Here is an 18,428-nt window from a genome sequence, read left to right as displayed (position 1 = left end):
CCAATGGAGCGCAAGCGAGCCTGAGCATGCACACACCCAACCAATCCCCCATCTACTTGATAGCGCTGGGGGCCTTCGCCCTCGGCATGGCCTCCTATGTCACCGCCGGCCTGATCCCGATGATCGAGGCCTCCTTCGTGGTGTCCGTCGCGGTGGCCGCCCAGTTGGTCACCGCCTTCACCCTGGCCTATGGGCTGGGGTCGCCGATCTTCGTCGCCCTGACCCCGGCCCATCGCCAGCGCGCCGGCCTGCTGCTGGCCCTGGGCCTGTTCGTCATCGCCAACGCGGCCAGTGCGCTGGCCGAGAGCTTTACCACGCTGATGGTTTGGCGCGCGATCGCCGGCATTGGCGCTGGCGTCTACCTGGCCATGGGCATTGGTGCCTCGGCCGCCGTATCGGCGCCGGAGCGCCGCGGCAAGGCCATCGCCATCATCATGGGCGGCATGGCCAGCGGCGTGGTGCTGGGCGTGCCGCTCAGCCTGCTGATCGCCGAGCAGATGGGCTGGCAAGCGGCCCTGTGGCTGGTCGCGGTGCTCGGTCTGGTGGCGTTCTTCGGCCTGCTGCTCAAGCTCCCGGCATTGCCGGCGGCCACCGCCACCACCTTGGGACAGAAGCTGGCGATCCTCGGCGACGGTCATGTGCTGGTGATCCTGCTGGTGTCCCTGCTCGCCGCCATCGCCAGTCTCGGCATGTACACCTTCATCGCCCCGCTGCTGGCTGACCCGGCCTATGGCGCGGTGCGTTCGGTGACGCCCTATCTCTGGGTCTGGGGCATCGGTGGTGTGCTGGGTAGCTTCCTGATTGGCCCGGTAGTGGATCGCATCAAGGGCCCGGTGCTGACCTTCGCCATCATGCTGATCCTCGCCGTTTCGCTGTTTGCGCTGCCGCTGTCGGCCGCGTTCAGCACCTGGCTGGTGATGCTGCCCATCGCTGTCTGGGGCGCCGTTGGCTGGGCCCTGCAAGTGCCACAGAACAACGAGCTGATCCTGGCGCGCCAGGCCCAGGGCGACGGCAACCTCGCCATCGCCCTGAACGAGTCGGCGCTCTACCTGGGCAGTGCCATCGGTGCTGCAGCTGGTGGTTTCGTGCTGCTGTTGCAGATGCCCACCTGGACCCTGGCCGCCTGTGCCGGCGGTGTCGCTGCGCTGGGCGCCCTGCTGCAGATCGTCAACCTGCGTCGCCAACCGCGCTGGACCTGCAAGGTTCAAGCCGAACCCTACAACTGAACCAGAAGGAGGAAGGGCTGTGGAACTGCGCCACCTTCGCTGTTTCATCGCCGTTGCAGAAGAGCTGCACTTTGCGCGCGCGGCCGCACGCCTGCACATCGAACAGTCGCCCCTCTCCAGGATCATCAAGGAACTGGAGTATCGCCTGGGCGTCCAGCTGTTCGAGCGCACGACGCGCCGCACGCGCCTGACCTGGGCGGGCAAGGTGTTGCTGGAGGAAGCCCGCCGCGTGCTGGCGGTCGTCGACCAGGCCAAGGCCAGCGTGAAGAGCGCAGCGGCTGGGTATCGCGGACGCATCCGCGTGGCCCTGTCGGACGGCATCCCGCAGGCACGCCTGGCCGCCCTGCTCGCCCAATGTCGCGAGGAAGAGCCGGAGGTCGAGATCTGCCTGTCGGACGTCACCTTCAGCGAACAGGTCCGAGGTTTGAATGACGACCTGTTCGATATTGGCCTGGCTCAGTCGGATGAGGTCGGTGATGGGCTGATGGCCGAGCCGGTCTGGTTCGATCCGCTGGTGGTGGCAGTGCCGACCCGTCATCCCCTGCTGAGCTATCGACGCGTGCCACTCGAGGAGGTCGTGCGCTACCCGCTGGTGCTCTGCGATCCGAAGGTCTGCGAAGGGTTCTGGCAGCAATTGCAGCGTGTGCTGGGCGCCGTGGATACGCGCCTGACCATCGCCGACCGTGTCCCCACCCTGGACCTAATGATGGCGCTGGTGGCGGCAGGTTACGGGCTGGGATTCTCCAGCCTGGCGCGCATCACCGAACTCAACAATCCGGACGTCGTGGCACGGCCGCTGGCCGGCTGTCCCGCGATGCTGACCACCTACCTGATACGGCGACACGGTGAACCGGCCGAGCAGTTGGCGCGGTTTATCGGGAGGGTGAGTCCGGAAACAAACCAGGCGTTGCTGCCTGATCACAGCTCACAGAAGGAGATCGCTTGATGAAGAAGATGTCGTTGTTGCTGGCCACATTGGTGTTGGGTGCATGCGAAAAGCCAATGCCGTTTGAATCGGCTGAAGTGCTTGCTGAAAAGCCTGAAAGGCTGGAGGAGCTACAACGTCAGTGCAGGGCGGACTGGGACAAGCTGGGTAACGCTCAATGCAATGCCGTGGCCGAGGCGGCGCGAATACGCTTTATGGGCAAAGGCACGCCTTACACTCCGTACCCGGTCAAGTTCTTCCACTCGGGCACCGAAGATGGACGCTAGCCAAGGCGTCGGTGCGGCCGCCACACTGATCTACAGATTCAAATATGCTAAATTTGTCTCTGCAGATAACATCAAGGGGCTCCCCATGACGGCAGCAGCAATCCAAGCCCAAGACTTTTCGAAGAGCCAATGCACCGCCGGACTGCGTGCAGCATTGAATATCCTGGACAAGTGGAAGGCCTCCTGCGAGCAGGCTTGCCGCGTGCTGCGGATCTCCCGCAGCACCTATACCCGTGCCAGCCAGAAGGATTCGGCCTGGGCAGTGAGCCTCGACGCCGACCAGATGCAGCGCATCAGCCTTGTGCTGAATATTCACGCGGTCCTGCGGTTAGTGTTCGACAACCCAGAGAACGTCTATGGCTTCCCCTCGATGGAGAACCGCAATGAGTTCTTCAATGGGCGTACGCCGCTCGAGATCATGGCGCAGGGTGACATGATCTCGCTGTACGAGACGTTCCGGCGGATTGATGCCCTGCGAGGCGCGCAATGGTAAGGCTCAGCGACCTTCCTGAGCTGGAAGGTGAGAGCCTGCAGGCCTGCCGTTTGGTCAACTCCAAGTTCCCGCCCATCGCCCTGTTCGATGATGTCGCCGACGCAGGGGACTTCGAAGCCCTCTATCAAATCCAGGCGCTGACCAATCCACGGCTGCAAAACGAGATTGGTCGCCTGGAACTGATCCCTCGCGAGCAGATTCCTTTCGGCATTCCTGGGTGCTCGTATGCGACAGCACCCTTCACCCATGTAAACCCTGCCGGCTCGCGCTTCAGCGACGGAAGCTTCGGCGTGCTTTACCTGGCCGACAGAATGGAAACGGCGATTGCCGAGGTGCGTCATCATCAGGAGCGCTACTGGTCGAATGTGCCGGATCTGAACTACGAGCGCTTTGTCTTCAGGGGGCTCACCGCCAGCTTCAGCGATGCCGGGGTGAGGGACGCTACGGCGGTGCCGCTTTCAGACCCAATCTATGCGCCTGACGATTACGCGTACTCCCATATCTTGGGCACCGAGGTTAAACGAACCGGGGGCACAGGCCTTCGCTACAACTCGGTTCGCTTCCCAGGGAGGGTCTGCTGGGCACTGATGACCCCACGATCGGTTACCTCAATCATCCAGACAGCGCATTTTGAGATGATCTGGAGCGGACAAATCATCAGCGTAAATCAGATCACGACGTTGCCAGCCGGATAGCTACGGGCGCAGAAGGTAAGTTTGCCCTCGACCATGACTGCAGACTCGCCGATGATCACGAAGTGCTATTTGCAATAGGCAGAAGTCGGCCGATTCTGTTGAAAAAGTAGCTACCACCCGATGCCGCCGGCAAAATCGCACGCTCAGCTAGCGTGGGGGCAGGCAGCATGATGGGACAGTTACCGGGAGGGCAGGCACGCCTGTTCTACTCATTCAATCTGGAAGACCACGTCCCGCCCCAACACCTCCTACGCAGCATCGACCAGTGCCTGGACCTCAGCGATCTGCGTGCCCACCTGGCAGATTTCTACAGCCCCATCGGGCGCCCCTCGATCGATCCGGAGTTGATGGTGCGCATGCTGGTGGTCGGTTACTGCTACGGCATTCGCTCCGAGCGGCGGTTGTGCGAAGAGGTGCACCTGAACCTGGCCTATCGTTGGTTCTGCCGACTGGGACTGGAAGACGAAGTGCCCAATCACTCGACCTTCTCGAAGAATCGCCACGGCCGCTTCCGTGACAGCGACCTGTTCCGCTGGTTGTTCAATGAGGTGCTGCGACGCTGCATGGCAGCCGGCCTGGTGAAGGGTGAAGGCTTCGCCGTCGACGCCAGTATCATCAAGGCGGATGCCAGCCGGCAACGCGGGGTGGCGGGAGATGAGGTCGACTGGCGCGATCCAACGCTTAGCACCCGCGCCGTGCGCGAGTACCTCGAAGCCCTCGATGAGGAAGCGCTGGCCGAAGCCCTGCCCAAGAAGATTTCGCTCACCGATCCGCAGGCCCGGTGGACCGCCGCGTCAGGCGGTCCGGCCTACTTTGCCTACTCCACGAACTACCTGATCGACACCGCGCACGGCGTGATCCTGGATGTGGAAGCCACCCCGGCGCATCGGACCGCCGAAGTCGATTCAACCAGGACAATGGTGGATCGTGTCGAAGCGCAGTTCGACCTCACGCCGGAACGCCTCATCGGCGATACCGCCTATGGCACGGCTCCTATGCTGGCCTGGATGGTCGAAGAGAAGGACATCGAGCCGCATGTGCCAGTGTGGGACAAGACCGAGCGCAAAGACGACAGCCTCTCCAGCAATGACTTTCACTGGAATCAGGAGGCCAATGAATACCGCTGCCCATCTGGCAAACCGCTACGCAGTGAATGGCGTGCTTTCACCCAGCAGCGCTCGCGGGTGACCAAGGCCAACACCATCATCTATCGCTCCAGCCAAACCGACTGTGCCACCTGCCCGCTGAAAGCGAAATGCTGCCCCAACACGCCGAATCGGAAGATCGTCCGCAGCATCCATGAAGCGGCCCGCGACGTGGCTCGACGCATCGCGAAGACACCGGAATACCTCGTCTCTCGCTGCGAACGAAAGAAGGTGGAGATGCTCTTCGCTCACCTCAAATGGATCATGAAACTCGACCGTTTGCGGCTGCGCGGCCTGACAGGTGCCACTGACGAATTCACCTTGGCGGCGACCGTGCAGAACCTGCGCCGCATGGCCAAGCTTTTGCCTCAAGGGCCACCGCTCACGGGATAGGTACGTCTGCGGCGAGCAGAAACCCTCGAATTAACCCTCAAACCTGAGCCCGTAAGCTCAGTGAAACGCCGAAAGGCAACCTGAAGTGGCTTGCAGCCACTTCGAAAGCGGGCACAGTTGGCCGGCTGGCTGCCGCAGAACCGCCTTTTTCAACAGAATCGGCCAATAGCTGCCTGTCGTGAGCGTCTACAGAGGACTAGAAAACCAGGGGCGATTCATTCCAATCGGGACCGCATCGGAGTGTTCCACGCTGATTTCGTTGTGTGCTCCGGCCATTTACCATCTGAGGTATTTGAATCTTGCGAGCAGCACATGAAAAAGCGCTTACCTCCATTGAACTGGCTCCGCGCGTTTGAAGCGTCAGCCCGCCACCTTAACTTCACCCATGCAGCTCAGGAGCTGAACCTCACCCAAGCCGCAATCAGCCAGCAGCTCAAGGCTTTGGAGTCGCAGCTAGGCACAGCCCTGTTTAGGCGTTTGCCGCGCGGTCTGGAGCTCACGGAAGCGGGAATGTCTTACTTTCCCGTCGTACGTGAGTCGGTGGAGCGTTTGGCTGCGGCAACTGATGAGATTTTTGGACAAGGACATCGACGTGTATTGGTCCTGCGAACCAGCCTGGTTTTCTTCACGCATTGGTTAGCGATGCGATTGCCGCGATTTCGTGCTCTACATCCTCACGTGAATATCCGAATCGACAGCAATATCTGGGTAGACGACTCCGCTTCGGATTCGGATCTGGAGATTCGCTACGGGCAAGGGCGCTGGCCGGGAATGAAGTCCGAGCGACTCACCTGGGATACCCTTCAGCCGGTGTGCTCTCCCAGTCTCCCAACGGCCGAAAGGCCCTTGAGTCGCCCGCTGGATCTGGCCCGCCACGAACTATTGCATGTGCTGGGTTATGAAGAAGGTTGGGGCTATTGGCTCAAGAAGAACCGCGCGGACAGCGTTGACTCCTCCCAGGGATTGCAGTTCGACACGCTGATTTCCGCGCTTGAGGTGGCGGAGTTGGGCCAAGGCGTGGCCTTGGCCCGTTCATCACTCGTGCACCACCTGTTGCAAGGTGGTCGCCTCATCGCTCCACTGGCCAGCACCGTCACCACACAGGAGGCTTTCTATCTCGTGCACACCCCACACAGCGTTATCAATCCTGATGTCGCTGCGTTTGCCGAATGGTTGACTAGTGAGGCACTGGCCTTCCGCGCAGAAGCCGACTCCGCGAATTCTTGACACTGATTGCAATAAGCTCCGCTCGACATCCATAAAAAAAATGACCCGTTAGGGCCATTTTTTTTTGCTTTTCCCTGACAGACGTTTTCCCGAAAGTAGCCCTCAGATCGCAAGCCGATGGCCCTGCTAGTCAGGTCAGGTGACCGGTTTACGCAAGACATCGACAACAACAATTAACCGTGGTCGGTCTGCCTGGCCGACGCGGCGCTAGATAGGGTTACCTCATGGGAAACGCTAAGCAACTGCCCCTGCAGGGCGTCAATGTGATCGACTTCGGCCAGTACATCGCCGGTCCCGCGGTAGCGATGATCCTCGCCGATCTCGGCGCCACCGTCATTCACATCGATCCCCCGGCAGGCCCGCTCTGGGACAGTCCGGCCAACGCCACGCTCAATCGCAACAAGCTGTGCATCCGCCTGGACCTGAAGAGTCCCGATGGGCTGCGCCAGGCTCGAGAACTGGTAGCGGAGGCCGATGTGGTGATCGAGAACTTCCGCCCGGGTGTGATGAGCGGCCTCGGCCTGGATTTCTCCGAATTGCGGCGCAGCCGCCCGGAACTGATCACACTTTCCATCCCTGGCTTCGCCAGTAACGATGAGTTGCGTCGAGAATGGCGCGCCACCGAGGCGGTGATCGCGTCGGCCTCTGGTGTGTTCACGGACATGGGGCAGAACAGGGTGCTGATGGGTATCAACCCGAGCTTCTCTCCGCTTCCACTGGCCTCCGCCTACGGCACCATGCTCGCAGTATCGGCCGTGGTATTGGCTCTGCAGGCACGTGAAAAAAATGGCGTAGGCGACGAGATCGAAGTGCCGTTGGCATCGGCAGTGATGGAGGGGCTCTCGTACAACTCCATCAAGATCGACGGCTATCCGCTGCGATACAAAACCTTGCGCGAGAAGGAAATCGAGCGGCGCAGGGCGGAGAGCCTGCCGATGAACCTCAGCTACGAGGATCTGCAGGAGTACCTGGACCCCTTCTACCGCACCTACGAATGCGCCGACGGCCGCAAGTTCTATGCGGTCTGCCCTTCCCACCGCGACCATGCCAAGCGCTGCCTGCAAGCCATGGGGCTGTACGAGGAAATGCTCGCCGCTGGCCTGCCCAAGGTGGCCGATCCATACCTGCCGATTGACCAGTGGGAAGGCGATGCTTCCCTGGGGGTCTACCCGCTGCCCGCAGATTGGGCTGCGCGTATCTCCACCCGGATGAAAGAAGTGTTCCTCACCAAGACTGCTGCCGAGTGGGAAGTGATCTTCGGCGAGGGACGTTTCCCCGGGGCTCCGCACCGTTCCACTCAGGAATGGCTGCACGACGAGCACGCCAACGCTGCCGGCCTGGTCGTCGAGGTGACGGACCGCGTGTACGGGGTAATGAAACAGCCCGGACCGGTGGCATGGTTGGAAGGCAGTGCAGAACCGATGCTCAAGCCGCTTTCCCGACGTGACGTTACTTTCGATGAGGCGTTGGCCACGCTGCAGGAGCGCCCATCTCCGACCCTGCCCGCACCGAAGCTGGACGGTCAGAGTGGTTGGCTGGATGGAGTGAAGATCCTCGACCTCACCAACGTCATCGCAGGTCCGCACTCCACCTCGTTCCTAGGCCGCTTCGGCGCAGATGTGATCAAGCTTGATCCGGCAGTGCCCAACTACGATCCGTGGAACACCGTCGTCTTCGGCCTGTCCTCCGCACGCGGCAAGGAAAGCATCCTGGTCGACCTCAACACCGTCGACGGTCGCGAGGTGTTCAACCGCCTGGTTCGCGAAGTGGACGTCATCGTGATGAACGCCCCGGATCGTCAACTGGCCCCGCTGGGACTGGACGAGGCCAGCCTGCAGGCGGTTAATCCTGGTGTGATTTTCTGTCAGCTCGATTGCTTCGGTGGCCCGCGTCGTGGACCGCGCACCGATTACCTGGGCTATGACGATCTGATTCAGGCCACCACGGGCATCATGCTGCGCTTTGGCGGTGGCATGAAGACGCCAGAAGAGCACGCCCACGTCGGCACCATTGACGTGATGTGCGGCTTCGCCGCCGCGTTGGGTGTGGCCACTGCCCTGTATCAAAAGCATCGCTCCGGCGAAGCCCACCGTGCGCGCACCTCTCTGGCGGCGTTGGGTAACCTGGTCCAGATACCGTTCTGCTACGACTACGCAGGTCGCGGTCCCTTCGATGAACCGTCTGGTCGTGACGCCGTAGGTTACAGCGAGTTGTCGCGCTTCTATCGCACGGCAGATGGCTGGATCTACCTGGATGCGGACGAGAGTGACCTGGACAAGTTCGGTGCCATTGCCGAACTGGCAGGCGTGGCTGCAGCGACTGATCGTGAGACCTTCCTTGGCCAAGCCATCAGCCGCATGTCCAGCACTACGCTGCAGGAGCGTCTGCAGGCAGCCAACATCGCTGCTGCGGTGCCGGACAACATCGACAACCTGCGACAACGCTATAGCCGTGCAGCCGATGGCCAGCCGGGTACGAACATCGGTAGCTACGCCTTCAGCGTGTATAGCGATCACCCTAGCGGCCATCGCATCACACAGCTCGACCCGTATGCGATTCGCCCGCGCGTTTCACGCATCCGTGCCCTTTCGCCGGCGGAGAAGTTTGGTGCCTCCACTCGCAAGGTGCTTGAACGCCTGGGGTACAGCGCTGAGCAGGTCCGTACGCTGCTGGAAATCGGGGCGATCAGCGAAAGCTGGAGTGGCGAGTACCTGCCCAGCTGATTGGTAGGACCCGCTATACGCAGTTCAGGCCTATCCCCCGTGTCGGGCCTGAACTGCTTCAGGATGCCCTTCCCCTCTCAAAGAACGAGCGCAGAAGCCCGCTTGCGGGCTTGCTCATGCTGCGAAAAGAGATTTCATCATGACTTACTCGAGCATTCTCCCCCGCATCCTGCAGACAGGGGCCGGCGCCAGTCTGCAGATCCCGCAGGTCCTTGCCAGCCTGGGTTGCATGCGCCCGCTGATCATTACCGATCGCATGATGGTTGAGCTGGGTTACGCCGGCCGTATTCAAAATGCCCTTGCCGATACGGGTCTGTATGCAGACATCTTCTCTGATACCGTACCTGAACCCACGGTCGCCTCGATTCAGGCGGGCGTCGAAGCCGCTCGCGTTGGTGGCTATGACAGCATCATCGCATTGGGTGGCGGTAGCCCGATTGATAGCGCCAAGGCCATCGGCATCCTGGCCAAGCATGGTGGCGAAATGCGCGACTACAAGTTCCCGCGTAACGTCACCGAGGCCGGTCTGCCGATCATCGCGATTCCAACCACCGCCGGTACCGGTTCAGAGGTGACTCGTTTCACCATCATCACCGACGAAAAAAGCGACGAGAAGATGCTCTGCGTCGGAGCAGGCTTCATGCCCGTGGCCGCACTGGTGGACTTCGAGCTGACCCTGAGCTTGCCTCCGCGAGTCACCGCCGACACCGGAATCGATGCGCTGACCCATGCCATCGAGGCGTATGTCAGCAAGAAGGCCAATCTGTTCAGCGATGCTCAGGCCCTGGCCGCTATGCGCCTGATCGGACCGAACCTGCGTCAGGTTTACACGAAGGGTGATGATCGAGCAGCGCGTGAAGCTGTGATGCTGGGCTCGACCTTGGCGGGCTTGGCGTTCTCGGCCGCTTCCGTTGCGTTGGTGCATGGAATGAGCAGACCGATCGGCGCCTTCTTCCATGTGCCGCACGGCCTCTCGAACGCCATGCTGCTGCCTGCCGTTACTGCGTTCTCCATCCCTGCTGCTCGTGATCGCTATGCCGATTGTGCGCGAGCGATGGGCGTAGCGGCTGCCTCGGACAGCGATAACAGCGCTGTTGAGAAGCTCCTCGTTGAACTGGAAGCAATCAACGCTGAGCTGAACGTGCCGACACCGGCGCAGTTCGGTATCGACCGTAATCAATTCTTCGAGCTCATGCCGACCATGGCCCGTCAGGCGCTGGCTTCCGGCTCGCCTGGCAACAACCCGCGTGTACCTAGCGAGGCCGAGATGGTCGAGCTGTACCGCAGCCTCTGGTAAGTCCTACCGCCATTTTTGAACCTGTCTGAACATACGAGGAATCCGTTTATGAACACTGTAGGCCACCTGATCAACGGCCAGATCACTACTGCTGCCAAGCACACCCAGGATGTCTTCAACCCGGCTACTGGCGAAGTTTCCCGCCAGGTCGCACTGGCCTCCGCCCAGACCGTGGATTGCGCAATTGCTGCGGCTGAAGCTGCCTTCCCGGCCTGGCGCGATACTCCGCCGATCAAACGCGCCCGAGTGATGTTCCGCTTCAAGGAACTGCTGGAGAAGAACGCCGACACCATCTGCCAGATGATCGGTGAGGAGCACGGCAAGATCTCCCATGACGCAGCCGGTGAGCTGCAGCGCGGCATCGAGAACGTCGAATACGCCTGCGGAATCGCCGAGCTTCTCAAGGGGGAGCACAGTAAGAACGTTGGACCGAACATCGACTCCTGGAGCGAGTTCCAGCCGTTGGGGGTGGTGGCTGGCATCACCCCATTCAACTTCCCGGTGATGGTGCCGCTGTGGATGTTCCCGATGGCGATTGCCAGCGGCAACTGCTTCATCCTCAAGCCTTCCGAGCGTGACCCGAGCTCCACCCTGTTCATTGCCCAGCTGCTGCAGGAAGCTGGTCTGCCCAATGGTGTGCTGAACGTGGTGAATGGTGACAAGGAGGCGGTGGACATCCTCCTGCGCGACCCTCGCGTTCAGGCCGTGAGTTTCGTCGGTTCGACCCCGGTGGCCGAGTACATCTATTCCACGGCGACTGCCCATGGCAAACGTTGCCAAGCGCTGGGTGGTGCCAAGAACCACGCCATCGTGATGCCCGACGCGGATATGGACAACGCTGTTAACCAACTGCTCGGGGCGGCCTTCGGCTCGTCCGGCGAGCGCTGCATGGCCTTGTCGGTCGCCGTGGCGGTGGGGGATGCAGCTGCGGATGCGCTGATCGAGAAAATGCAGGCGGCCATGCAGAACCTGAAAGTCGGTGCCTACACCGACAGCAAGAATGATTTCGGCCCTGTTATCACGCGCCAGCATCAACAGAAGGTGATTGGCTACATCGGCAGCGCAGAAGAGCAAGGCGCCACCGTCGTAGTCGACGGTCGCGAGCCCCGGGTCCAGGGATACGAGAATGGGTTCTTCGTGGGCGGCACCCTGATCGATCGCGTGACACCGGAAATGGTCAGCTACAAGGAAGAGATCTTTGGCCCCGTGCTGCAGGTTGTTCGCGTCAACAGCATGAAAGAAGCCATGGCGCTGATCGACAACCACGAGTACGGCAACGGCACCTGCATCTTCACCCGCGATGGCGAGGCTGCCCGGTACTTCTCCGACAACATCAAGGTCGGCATGGTTGGTATCAACGTACCGCTGCCCGTACCCGTGGCCTACCACAGTTTTGGCGGTTGGAAGCGCTCTCTCTTTGGCGACCTGCACGCCTATGGCCCGGACGCGGTTCGCTTCTATACCCGCCGCAAGACAGTGACCCAGCGCTGGCCGTCCTCCGGCGTGCGCGAAGGCGTCGAGTTCTCCATGCCGACGATGAAGTAGCGACTGGATGCCCCACCGGGTGTTGGCAACGCCCGGTGGGGATCTGGCCGTGTCTCGTTGGGGCGCAGCAACCAACTCCGCCCAACGAGCTCCGCGGCATAAGCGTGACGCCAATTTGATCAAGGCGCCCCGGCAACCGAAGACGACTCAACTCGAACACAACAATAAAACCCGTAATCGAGAGACGACTATGAACAACAATCACAAGAAGCTTTCGCTCCGCTGCCCCTGCTGTCTCCTCCCCTCTGCGCGACCTCACGTCAGCTTTCTGGCCGATCTCCGGAACTAATCCGATTCCTGGCCTTGCACCGTTGTGAAAGGCAATGAGCTATTGAGGAGACTTGCGAAATGAACAAGGTCCACACGGGCACTGCGCTTGATGGGCGCGTATTCTGGCCCTCATTGATTGTCATTTTGGGTATCACCATTCCACTGGTTGCTTTCCCCGAATCGGGCGAAGCGATCATCAACCAGATGTTTGCGTTTTCCACCGGAAAGTTCGGCTGGCTGTACTTGGTCTCCGGGCTTTCAGTGGTTGCTTTTTTGCTCTGGCTCGCCTTCGGCCGATACGGAAACATTCGCTTAGGTCGGGAGACTGATGCCCCCGAATTCTCCTATTTCAGCTGGGTGGCGATGATTTTCTGCGGTGGCATTGGTATTGCCATCGTCAACTGGGCGTGGGTCGAGCCGATTTACTATTTCAATGCGCCGCCACTGAACATCGCAGCGCACAGTAGAGAGGCCGCCGAGTGGGCCCTGACCTATGGACAGTTCCATTGGGGGCTTACGCCTTGGGCCTTCTACTGTTTGCCCGCTTTGCCCATTGCATATTCCATGTACGTGCGCCGGCAGCCCGGCGTGCGTCTATCGGTTGCGGCACGCGGGGTACTTGGAACCAAGGCCAACGGCTGGATGGGCATCCTGCTCGATACCATCGTGGTCTTCGGGATAGTCGGGGGCGTGGGAACTTCGCTCGGTCTTGCCGTACCGCTAGTATCGACCCTGGCAAGCGATGTCTTTGGCATCAAACCGTCGTTTGCTTTCGATATGGCGATTCTTTCCCTCTGGACACTGATGTTCGGTATGAGCGTCTGGTTCGGTCTCAGCAAGGGAATCAAGATTCTCAGCGACATAAACGTCTATCTGGCACTTCTGCTGTTGGCGTTCGTAGCCATCATTGGTCCCACCCTGATGATCATTAACGGTTGGGCAAACAGCCTGGGGCTGATGTTCAACAATTTCATTCACATGAGCTTGTGGACCGATCCGATTGCTAAGGGCTCCTTCCCCCAGGATTGGACGGTTTTCTACTGGGCCTGGTGGATTGCCTACGCTCCGATGATGGGCTTGTTCGTGGCTCGTATTTCACGGGGCCGCACCATCAAGGAGTTGATTCTTGCCGAGTTGGTCTGGGGCAGTCTTGGCTGCTGGATCTTCTTCGCCGTTTGGGGCGGTTATTCGCTGAATCTTCAACTGTCTGGTGCGCTGGACGTGAGTGCGATCCTCAGTCAGCAGGGTATTCCCGCAGCCGTTCTTGCCATTCTCAAGACCATTCCATTCTCTGGCCCAATAATCGCCGCGTTCGTGCTGTTGTGCTTCGTTTTCCTGGCGACCACGCTGGATTCGGCCGCCTACGTCCTGGCGTCGGTCACTTCGCGTGAACTGAGCGGTTATGAAGAGCCGCAACGCTGGTTACGAATTGTCTGGGCGTTGCTTCTTGCGGTGATCGGTATCGGGCTGATCAAGGTCGGCGGGCTCAAGGCAGTACAGACGTCGACGATCGTCGTGGCACTTCCACTGATCCCGGTCCTCGGTGTGCTGGCCTGGTCCCTGGTTCGCATGATCAGGGTAGATTTCGGCGATCAGTTCGAAAATCGTGAAGTGGTTCTGGCCGCCTCGCAGGTCACGGTACCTCGGCATAGGGAAGAGACGGACGATCCGGACATGCTGAGTCCGGTGGCGGCTACTGCGGGCAAATGAGCGGTGATAGGCCACCTGTAGATAGGCACGAGTTTGCTCGGTCGTCTGGTTGGTCGTGCTAATCGTTCGTCCCTTCCAGATAGAGCGACTAGCAACTGACAAGTAACGCTGTAAGGGTCACTGCGTACTGTGTAGCAAAGCGCAGTGACCCGCCTAAATATGACATTCGAGCAGAACTACGTGCTCTCCTATCCTTGGGTCACCCTTCGTTTCCTCGTCATCTGCGAGTCTCCTTCTGGCCGGCTTCTGCCCATATCAACTGGCAGCTGTGGTCGACGTCTGTCTGGAGGGCACGCCGTACCCTGTTGATTCCCTCCCCCAAACCCCGCAGCCAGAACAGTTGTCGCCTCGCTCTTAATTACCCGCGAATCGGTCTTTGACCCCTCCCCCACCATTGCCGAACCTCTCGCCCGCGGCACATCGGCGTGCCGAGTGCTTGATCGGAGAGGTTGGGTTCAGGGATGCAAGCGACGACGGTGCTGTACGGCCAGGTGCTGGTGGTGTTGGCCATTACCCTTTCCGGGATCTGGAGTGCCACGCAGTGGACAGCCGCCGCGCTTGGCTACCAGTCTCGCCTGGGAGCGCCCTGGTTCGAATGGTTCGGCATGCCCATCTATCACCCTTGGCGTCTGTTCGAGTGGTGGTTTTTCTTCGATGCCTATGCGCCGGAGGTCTTCAACGTCGGCGGTAGCATCGCCGCCTGCAGCAGCCTGCTGGCCTTGGTGGTGGCAATCGGCATGGCCCTCTGGAGGGCGCGCCAGGCTAGGCATGTCACGACCTACGGGTCGGCACGCTGGGCCGATGCGGATGAGGTGCGCCGCGCCGGGCTGACCCAACCGGCGGGGGTATTCCTTGGCCTGTTCGAGGAGCAGTACCTGCGCCATGAAGGCCCGGAGCATGTGCTGGCCTTCGCACCGACGCGCTCTGGCAAAGGTGTCGGCCTGGTAGTCCCCACCCTCCTCTCCTGGCCGGCCTCCGCCGTCATCCATGACATCAAGGGTGAGAACTGGAACCTGACCGCTGGCTGGCGTTCGCGCTTCTCCCATTGCCTGCTGTTCAACCCCACCGACCCGGCTTCAGCGGCCTACAACCCGCTGCTGGAGGTACGTCGCGGCACCCACGAAGTGCGAGACGTGCAGAACATCGCCGATATCCTGGTCGACCCGGAGGGCGCGCTGGAGCGACGCAATCACTGGGAAAAGACCAGCCATGCACTGCTGGTCGGCGCCATCCTGCACGTGCTCTATGCCGGGGAGGACAAGACCCTGCGCGGCGTCGCCAACTTCCTCTCGGACCCGTCCTGCACCTTCGAGCTGACCCTGCACCGGATGATGAGCACACCCCACCTGGGCGACGCGCCTCATCCGGTGGTGGCCTCGGCCGCGCGCGAGGTGCTGAACAAGAGTGAGAACGAGCGTTCGGGCGTACTGTCGACGGCCATGTCCTTCCTCGGCCTATACCGTGATCCGACGGTCGCCGAGGTCACCTCGCGTTGCGACTGGCGGATCGCCGACCTCATCTCAGCCGAGCATCCCGTATCCCTGTACCTGGTAGTACCGCCCTCGGACATCAGCCGCACCAAGCCGCTGATTCGCCTGCTCCTCAACCAGATAGGCCGGCGCCTGACCGAATCACTCGATGGCACCGACGGCATCGAGCGCCGGCACAAGCTGCTGCTGATGCTCGATGAGTTCCCCGCGCTGGGGCGGCTGGATTTCTTCGAGTCGGCGCTGGCCTTCATGGCCGGCTACGGACTGCGCGCCTTCCTCATCTCGCAGTCGCTCAACCAGATCGACAAGGCCTACGGCCAGAACCACTCGATCCTCGACAACTGCCATGTGCGGGTGACCTTCGCCACCAACGACGAGCGCACCGCCAAGCGCATCTCCGAAACGCTGGGCACAGCCACCGAGCTGCGCGCACAACGCAACTACGCCGGCCACAGGCTCGCGCCCTGGCTGGGCCACCTGATGGTCTCGCGCCAGGAGACGGCTCGCCCGTTGCTGACTCCCGGTGAGGTGATGCAACTGCCCACCGACGAATCGGTGGTGATGCTCTCCGGCCATGCGCCGATCCGGGCCAAGAAGCTGCGCTATTTCACCGACACCAACTTCCAGCGTCGGGTACTTCCAGCGCCACGGCTAGGGCCTGGTCGCTACGCCGACGCCCCCGCCGCGCGACCGGACGATTGGAGTGCCTTGACCGTCCCCTCGGCCATTGACGCTCCGCAGACAGGACCGGCCAGCGGCGAGTCCCTCGAGGACGGCGGCCATCGCCGCCAGCCCGAGCTGGCGGAAATCGCCCAGTTGCCTGACCTCGACGAGCTGGCCAGCGACCTGCTGCTGCTCGATGAGGACGACACCCCGGCCCTCTTCCCTACCCAGCCCGATCCGCGCCTGCAGCGCGCAGCGCGGCTGGCCGCCCTCGACCCTGACGATGGAATCGCCCTATGAGCCGAACCCGCCTGAACCTGTTCATCCAACCCGAACACGCCAAACGCCTGAACGAGCTGGCGATCACCAAGGGGGTGTCGAAGTCCTCGATCATCGCCGCAGCCCTCGCTTCCTGGCTGTCACCAGACTCCGGGGAACAGCGCGAGGTGGCCATGGCCAAGCGGCTGGATCGGCTGTCGCGCCAGTTCGAGCGACTGGAGCGCGACCAGAACATCCTGATCGAGACCGTCGCGCTCTACGTGCGCTACTACCTCACCGTCAGCACACCAGTGCCCGAGGCTCATCAGGACGCGGCGCGCGCGCAGGGCAAGCTGCGCTTCACCCAGTTCGTCGAGCAACTGGGGCGCCACCTACAGCGCGGGCGCAGTCTGGTCAGTGACCTGCATGAGGCCGCTCCGTCAGAAGCCCAGGCTGCGGGGGACCGTCCATGACCACCGCCTCCCCGATGCGGAGCGCAGCAGCGGCCTCCCTGGATCGCCGAACCCGCATGCTGCGCACGGCGATGGGCCCACTGATCGCCGCCGCCCTGGATGATCCGGATGTGGTCGAGGTCATGCTCAACCCCGACGGTGTGCTCTGGCTGGATCGCCTGTCCACCGGCCGCTCCAGACTGGGCACGCTGCCCGCCGCCGACGGCGAGCGGATCATCCGCCTGGTTGCCGCGCATATCGGCGTCGAAGTGCACCGGTGCAAGCCCCTGCTCAGCGCCGAGTTGCCGGAGTCCGGCGAGCGATTCGAAGGCGTACTGCCACCCGTGGCAATCGGGCCGACCTTTGCCCTGCGCAAACGGGCCGCCAGCGTCATTCCCCTGCAGCAGTACGTGGCCGACGGAGTCCTCGACGCCGCACAAGCCGACTACCTGCGTGTCGCCGTGCGCGACCGGCAGAACATCCTCGTTGCCGGTGGCACCAGCACCGGCAAGACCACCCTGGCCAACGCCCTGCTGGCCGAAGTAGCCGGCACCGGTGACCGCGTGCTGGTCCTGGAGGACACGGTCGAACTGCAATGCCCCGCCCTCGATCACGTCGCCCTGCGCACGAAGCCCGGCGTGGTGTCCATGGCCGACCTGGTGCGCTCCACCCTGCGCCTACGCCCCGATCGGGTGGTAGTTGGCGAAGTACGGGGCGGCGAAGCCCTGGACCTGGTCAAGGCCTGGGGCACCGGCCACCCGGGCGGTATCGCCACCCTCCATGCCGGCTCCGCCCAGGGCGCCCTGCTACGCCTGGAACAACTGATCCTGGAAGTCGCCCTGGCCGCGCCACGGGCCCTGATCGCCGAGGCCATCAACCTGGTGGTGTTCCTTGCCGGGCGCGGCCGCGCCCGCCATGTGCAGCAGATCGCTCGCGTCATTGGCCATGACGAGCGCGGCTATCAGCTGACTTCGATCGACGCCCTCCTTTCTCCTTCATCCACGACAGGGAATCAGCCATGACTCTCCTCCATACCTTCGTTGCTTTTCGTCGTCGTGCCGCCAGCGCACTCCTACTGGGCGCACTTTGCCTGGGCGTGTGCGTTCCGGTATTCGCCGCAGGCTCCGGCATGCCCTGGGAAGGGCCGCTGCAATCGATCCTCGACTCCGTGCAGGGCCCGGTGGCACGCATCGTCGCAGTGATCATCATCATCACCACCGGCCTGACGCTGGCCTTCGGCGATACCAGCGGCGGCTTCCGCAAGCTGATCCAGATCGTCTTCGGCCTGTCCATCGCCTTTGCCGCGTCGTCGTTCTTCCTCAGCTTCTTCAGCTTTTCCGGCGGGGCGGTGGTTGCATGAACGGCGAGCGCACTCTCCTCCCCGGTTTCGAAGTGCCGCTGCACCGCGCACTGACCGAGCCAATCCTGCTCGGCGGCGCGCCACGCAACGTGGCCATCCTCAACGGCACCCTCGCGGCCGTGGTCGGCCTGGGCCTGCAGCTATGGATTCCGGGCCTGGTGCTCTGGCTGGTCGGCCACTCGCTGGCCGTCTGGGGCGCCCGCCTCGATCCGCAGTTCCTGCAGGTCTTCGCGCGGCACATCAAGCAATCCCCGCTGCTGGACGTGTGA

16 protein-coding genes are annotated in these 18,428 nt (G+C 61.9%); all 16 read left to right on the top strand.

All coding sequences use genetic code 11. The features are described from left to right. The first annotated feature begins 26 nt into the window (after positions 1-26). The 16 genes from ACFW0B_RS15545 (at position 27) to ACFW0B_RS15470 (ending at position 18,428) form a co-directional block, all read left to right on the top strand. Complete coding sequence (locus ACFW0B_RS15545; protein WP_449149610.1) at positions 27-1,226, top strand: MFS transporter; 1,200 nt, start codon at positions 27-29, stop codon at positions 1,224-1,226. 19 nt (positions 1,227-1,245) lie between these two features. Next, complete coding sequence (locus ACFW0B_RS15540) at positions 1,246-2,172, top strand: LysR family transcriptional regulator (RefSeq protein ID WP_449149608.1); 927 nt, start codon at positions 1,246-1,248, stop codon at positions 2,170-2,172. Beyond that, complete coding sequence (locus tag ACFW0B_RS15535; protein WP_036991904.1) at positions 2,172-2,438, top strand: hypothetical protein; 267 nt, start codon at positions 2,172-2,174, stop codon at positions 2,436-2,438. Before ACFW0B_RS15540 ends, ACFW0B_RS15535 begins: the two co-directional genes overlap by 1 nt. Positions 2,439-2,523: 85 nt before the next feature. Next, positions 2,524-2,931 (top strand): antitoxin Xre-like helix-turn-helix domain-containing protein, encoded by a 408-nt coding sequence (locus ACFW0B_RS15530; protein ID WP_036991916.1) that lies wholly within the window; start codon positions 2,524-2,526, stop codon positions 2,929-2,931. After that, on the top strand, positions 2,925-3,626 hold the full coding sequence (locus tag ACFW0B_RS15525) for an RES family NAD+ phosphorylase (RefSeq protein WP_449149606.1): 702 nt from the start codon (positions 2,925-2,927) through the stop codon (positions 3,624-3,626). Before ACFW0B_RS15530 ends, ACFW0B_RS15525 begins: the two co-directional genes overlap by 7 nt. 167 nt (positions 3,627-3,793) lie before the next feature. Further along, complete coding sequence (locus ACFW0B_RS15520) at positions 3,794-5,164, top strand: transposase (RefSeq protein WP_449149604.1); 1,371 nt, start codon at positions 3,794-3,796, stop codon at positions 5,162-5,164. A 312-nt stretch (positions 5,165-5,476) separates the two neighbouring features. Continuing rightward, positions 5,477-6,391, top strand: coding sequence for a transcriptional regulator GcvA (gene gcvA / locus ACFW0B_RS15515; protein WP_449149602.1), 915 nt, complete (start codon positions 5,477-5,479; stop codon positions 6,389-6,391). Positions 6,392-6,615: 224 nt separating this feature from the next. Beyond that, positions 6,616-9,114 (top strand): CoA transferase, encoded by a 2,499-nt coding sequence (locus tag ACFW0B_RS15510; RefSeq protein ID WP_449149600.1) that lies wholly within the window; start codon positions 6,616-6,618, stop codon positions 9,112-9,114. A gap of 139 nt (positions 9,115-9,253) precedes the next feature. After that, positions 9,254-10,411, top strand: a complete 1,158-nt coding sequence (locus ACFW0B_RS15505) for an iron-containing alcohol dehydrogenase (protein WP_449149598.1) — start codon at positions 9,254-9,256, stop codon at positions 10,409-10,411. Positions 10,412-10,459: 48 nt separating this feature from the next. Continuing rightward, complete coding sequence (locus ACFW0B_RS15500) at positions 10,460-11,956, top strand: CoA-acylating methylmalonate-semialdehyde dehydrogenase (RefSeq protein WP_449149596.1); 1,497 nt, start codon at positions 10,460-10,462, stop codon at positions 11,954-11,956. A 348-nt stretch (positions 11,957-12,304) separates the two neighbouring features. Continuing rightward, the gene (locus tag ACFW0B_RS15495; protein WP_449149594.1) at positions 12,305-13,936 is read left to right on the top strand and encodes a BCCT family transporter; all 1,632 of its coding nucleotides are present in this window, start codon (positions 12,305-12,307) and stop codon (positions 13,934-13,936) included. Between the two features lie 461 nt (positions 13,937-14,397). Continuing rightward, a complete protein-coding gene (locus ACFW0B_RS15490) occupies positions 14,398-16,389 on the top strand; it encodes a conjugal transfer protein TraG (RefSeq protein WP_449149592.1) in 1,992 nt (663 codons plus the stop codon). Beyond that, positions 16,386-16,820 (top strand): hypothetical protein, encoded by a 435-nt coding sequence (locus ACFW0B_RS15485; protein ID WP_003454156.1) that lies wholly within the window; start codon positions 16,386-16,388, stop codon positions 16,818-16,820. The genes ACFW0B_RS15490 and ACFW0B_RS15485 overlap by 4 nt, the downstream gene beginning before the upstream one ends. Next, entirely contained in the window at positions 16,817-17,821 is a 1,005-nt protein-coding gene (gene trbB, locus ACFW0B_RS15480; protein ID WP_449149590.1) for a P-type conjugative transfer ATPase TrbB, read from the top strand. The genes ACFW0B_RS15485 and trbB overlap by 4 nt, the downstream gene beginning before the upstream one ends. Then, positions 17,818-18,159, top strand: a complete 342-nt coding sequence (locus ACFW0B_RS15475) for a TrbC/VirB2 family type IV secretion system protein (RefSeq protein WP_036993377.1) — start codon at positions 17,818-17,820, stop codon at positions 18,157-18,159. The genes trbB and ACFW0B_RS15475 overlap by 4 nt, the downstream gene beginning before the upstream one ends. Then, the gene (locus tag ACFW0B_RS15470; RefSeq protein ID WP_268132537.1) at positions 18,156-18,428 is read left to right on the top strand and encodes a VirB3 family type IV secretion system protein; all 273 of its coding nucleotides are present in this window, start codon (positions 18,156-18,158) and stop codon (positions 18,426-18,428) included. Before ACFW0B_RS15475 ends, ACFW0B_RS15470 begins: the two co-directional genes overlap by 4 nt.

The organism is Metapseudomonas phytobenefica (genome assembly GCF_043392685.1).
GTDB lineage: Bacteria > Pseudomonadota > Gammaproteobacteria > Pseudomonadales > Pseudomonadaceae > Metapseudomonas.
Note: the sequence above shows the minus strand (reverse complement) of the source record. Positions and strands in the feature narration are given on the sequence as shown.